The sequence below is a fragment of the Streptomyces sp. NPDC056948 genome (assembly GCF_042674225.1).
Taxonomy (GTDB): Bacteria; Actinomycetota; Actinomycetes; order Streptomycetales; family Streptomycetaceae; genus Streptomyces; species Streptomyces purpurascens.
Genome location: NZ_JBHUQX010000639.1, coordinates 1 through 3575, shown reverse-complemented (window position 1 = coordinate 3575; position 3575 = coordinate 1). Strand labels below are relative to the sequence as shown.

The following is a 3575-nucleotide window of genomic DNA, read 5'->3' as shown; positions in this document are numbered from 1 at the left end:
GTACTGGAGGATCCGCAGCACCCGTACACGAGGACCCTGCTGGCCGCGGACCCGGCCCGGCATCCCAAGGGCACGCGCCTCACGCCGGGGCCCGCCCCCGCCGATCCCCAGTCGCCCGGGGACGTGAACGGCAGCCGTCCGACCGAAGAGGCACCCGGACAGGCGCCCTCCTCACGCCCGCCTCACGGGGCCGTCCTCACGGCCGACCGGATCCACAAGGCCTTCGGCGGCCGGGACGCCGTGCACGATGTGTCGTTCGCGCTCGCGGCCGGCCGCACCCTGGGCATCGTGGGCGAGTCGGGGTCCGGCAAGTCGACCACGGCCCGGATCGCGCTCGGTCTGACCCGCCCCGACGCGGGCACGGTCGCCCTGCACGGCGAACCGTGGAGCGAGCTGCCGGAGCGGGAGCGCCGCCCGCACCGGCACGGCATCCAGCTCGTGCACCAGGATGCGCTCTCCGCGTTCGATCCGCGCTGGACCGTGCGCCGCTCGCTGATCGACGCCGTACGACTGCGGCGCGCCGGACACTCGGTACCGTCATCTGACGAGGCCGCGCGCCGGGTGACCGAACTCGCCGCACAGGTCGGTCTCCCCGAGGACACCCTCGACCGGCATCCGCTGTCCCTCTCCGGAGGCCAGCGTCAACGAGCGGCCCTGGCAAGGGCATTGGCGCCGCGCCCGGCCGTCCTGGTCCTCGACGAGCCGGTGTCCGCACTCGACGTCTCCGTACAGGCCCAGGTCCTCGACCTGCTCGCCGAGCTACAGGAGTCCCTCGGGCTGGCTTACCTGTTCATCTCGCACGATCTCGGTGTCGTACGGCATGTCAGCGACGACGTCCTCGTGATGAAGGACGGCCGCGTCGTGGAGTCGGGCCCCGCCGAGGACCTGTTCTCCGCACCTCAGCAGCCCTACACCCACGCCCTGTTGGATGCAGTGCACGCGCACCCGCACCCAAACTCCACCGCCACCGCCGGAGCCACCCGATGACCGACGCCTCCGCACCCCGCCCGCTGCGCTTCAACGCCTTCGCCATGAACTGCGTCTCGCACATCAACCACGGCCAGTGGGTGCGCGACGACACGAGCCAGACCTCGTACACCGACCTGGAGACATGGACGGAGCTCGCGCGGACCCTGGAGCGCGGGTACTTCGACGCGCTCTTCCTCGCCGATGTCATCGGGACGTACGACACCTACCGCGGCTCGCGCGACACCGCGGTGCGCGAAGGGCTCCAGATCCCGGTCAACGACCCGTCGTTGCTCGTCGCCGCCCTCGCCCACGCCACCGAGCATCTCGGCCTCGCCTTCACCCAGTCGGTCCTCCAGGAACCCCCGTACAACTTCGCGCGCCGCCTCTCCACCCTCGACCACCTCACCAAGGGCCGCGTCGCGTGGAACATCGTCACGTCGTACCTGGAGTCGGCGGCGAAGGGACTCGGCCTCGACGGACTTCCCCTCCACGACGAGCGGTACGAGCGGGCCGAGGAGTACACGGACGTGCTCTACCAGCTCCTGGAGGGGAGTTGGGAGGAGAACGCCGTCCTGCGCGACCGCGAGCGACGCGTCTACGCGGAACCGGCCCGTATCCACGACGTCCGCCACGAGGGCCGCTTCTACCGTGTGAACGGCCCCCATCTCTCGGAGCCGTCCCCGCAGCGCACGCCGATCCTCTTCCAGGCCGGATCGTCCGAGCGGGGACGGGAGTTCGCGGCCCGGAACGCGGAGGCCGTGTTCCTCGGGGCCGTGTCCCCGGAGGGCGCGCGGACCCAGGTGGAGGACGTCCGGGCACGGGCTGCGTCGTACGGCAGGCACGGCGGCGACATCCTCTTCTTCCAGGGGCTGACCCTGATCGTGGGCAGCACCGAGGAGGAGGCGGAGCGCAAGCTCGCCGACTACCGGGAGCACACGAGCCTCGAGGGTTTCGCGGCACACATGGCGGGCTCGCTCCAACTCGACCTGTCCCAGGTCGACTTCGACGCCCCGGTCGGCGAGATCGACACGAACGGCGTGCAGGGGTTCGTGCGCTCGCTGGTGGAGGGGGCGCCGGACAAGACATGGACGTTCGGCGAGGTGCTGCGGGCGCGCGCCTGGACGCGGCCGGTCGCCGGGGTGCCGGAGCGGATCGCCGACGAGCTGGAGCACTGGCGGGACGCCGGCGTCGACGGCATCAACCTCGCGTACGTCACCAGCCCCGGCACCTTCACGGACTTCGCCGACCATCTTGCGCCGGTGCTGCAGAAGCGGGGCCTGCTGAAGACGGCGTACGACGAAGGCACGCTGCGTCAGAAGCTGTTCGGCCGCGGCGACCGCCTGCCCGCCTCCCACCCGGCGGCCCGCCACCGGCGCGATTCAGCACTGTCAGTCACTGACAACTAGGCATCTGCTAACGTCACGTCGGTGACTGACAAGATTGACCTTCGTGAGCGCCGCCGACTGGCCACGGAGTCCGAGATCGAGGACGCCGCGCTCGACCTGTTCGAGCAGCGCGGGTTCGAGGGCACGACCGTGGACGGCATCGCCGCGCGGGTCGGCATGTCGCAGCGCACCTTCTTCCGGTACTTCGCGACGAAGGAGGACGCGGCACTGGGGCCGAACCGCGCCTTCGAGGCACTGCTCACCGCACGGCTCGACGGGAGTGTGGCGGGCACATCGACCCTGCGGGACGTGGAGGAGGCCGTGGCCGGCGTGCTCGGCGAACTCGGCTCGAGCCGGCCCGATGTCGTCCGGCGCATGGTGCGCGTACGCCGTCTGGTCATGAAGGACGAGGCGTTGCGCGGCGCAGCCCTGCGGCGGGAGGCCGAACAGTGCGAGCGGTTCCTGCGGTTGCTGGCCACCACCACGGGCAGCGCACCGCCGGATCCACGGGTCCGTCTCCTGGCCGAGACGGTGAGCGTCACGCTGCGCGTGGCCTTCGACGACTGGGCGGCGCACTACGAACCGGGCCAGGAGTCCGCCCTCGCCGAGGCGTACCGCACGAGCTGCACGCGCCTGCGCGAACTCGTAGCGGACCACTGACCACGCGCCGCCCCGCCCCGCCCCGCACCACTCCAGGAGGAACCTCTCCATGCACGCGCTCGTCCTCGACCGGCCCGGCACCTGCGACACGCTGCGCCCGGCCGACCTGCCGACCCCGGAACCCGGCCCCGGGCAGGTGAGAGTCGAGGTCGAAGCCTGCGGCCTGAACCCCTCGGACTACCAGCGTGCCGCGTACGGCATCCCGGAGTGGGAGTGGCCCGCCGTCCTGGGCCTGGACGTCGTGGGCATCGTGGACGCCGTCGGCGAGCACGTGACGCACGTCCGCCCGGGGCAACGCGTCGCGTACCACGGCGACATCCGCGAACGCGGCGGCTTCGCCGAGTACAGCCTGGCCGACGCCACGGTCCTCGCCCCCGTCCCCGACGGTCTGGAACCCGCGACGGCGGCCGCGCTGCCCTCGGCCGGGCTGACCGCCTATCAGGCAGTGGTCCGCCGTCTGGGCGTCGGCAAGGGCGACACCGTGCTGATCACCGGTGGCGCGGGCGGGGTGGGCGGCGTCGCCGGGCAGCACGCCCCCCAGTCCGGCGCCCCCGGGTTCGC

General features: G+C 72.0%; 4 protein-coding genes. All 4 read left to right on the top strand.

Annotated elements, in window-relative coordinates:
• A partial coding sequence (locus ACFTZL_RS42675; RefSeq protein WP_382595339.1) for an ATP-binding cassette domain-containing protein occupies positions 1 to 987 on the top strand: 987 nt, incomplete at its 5' end.
• Positions 984 to 2375 carry an LLM class flavin-dependent oxidoreductase gene (locus ACFTZL_RS42670; protein ID WP_382595337.1) on the top strand — a complete coding sequence of 464 codons (1392 nt, stop codon included), beginning with the start codon at positions 984 to 986 and terminating at the stop codon, positions 2373 to 2375. The genes ACFTZL_RS42675 and ACFTZL_RS42670, both read left to right, overlap by 4 nt.
• Before the next feature lie 21 nt (positions 2376 to 2396).
• Positions 2397 to 3014: a TetR family transcriptional regulator gene (locus ACFTZL_RS42665; protein ID WP_382595334.1), complete on the top strand. Its 618-nt coding sequence runs from the start codon at positions 2397 to 2399 to the stop codon at positions 3012 to 3014.
• A gap of 49 nt (positions 3015 to 3063) precedes the next feature.
• Positions 3064 to 3575, top strand: a 512-nt coding sequence (locus tag ACFTZL_RS42660; RefSeq protein ID WP_382595331.1) for a zinc-binding alcohol dehydrogenase family protein, incomplete at its 3' end; no start/stop codon positions are given.

Coding starts and splice junctions, on each gene's coding strand:
- ACFTZL_RS42670 (WP_382595337.1), top strand. CDS start 984: ATGACCGACGCCTCCGCACCCCGCCCGCTGCGCTTCAACGCCTTCGCC.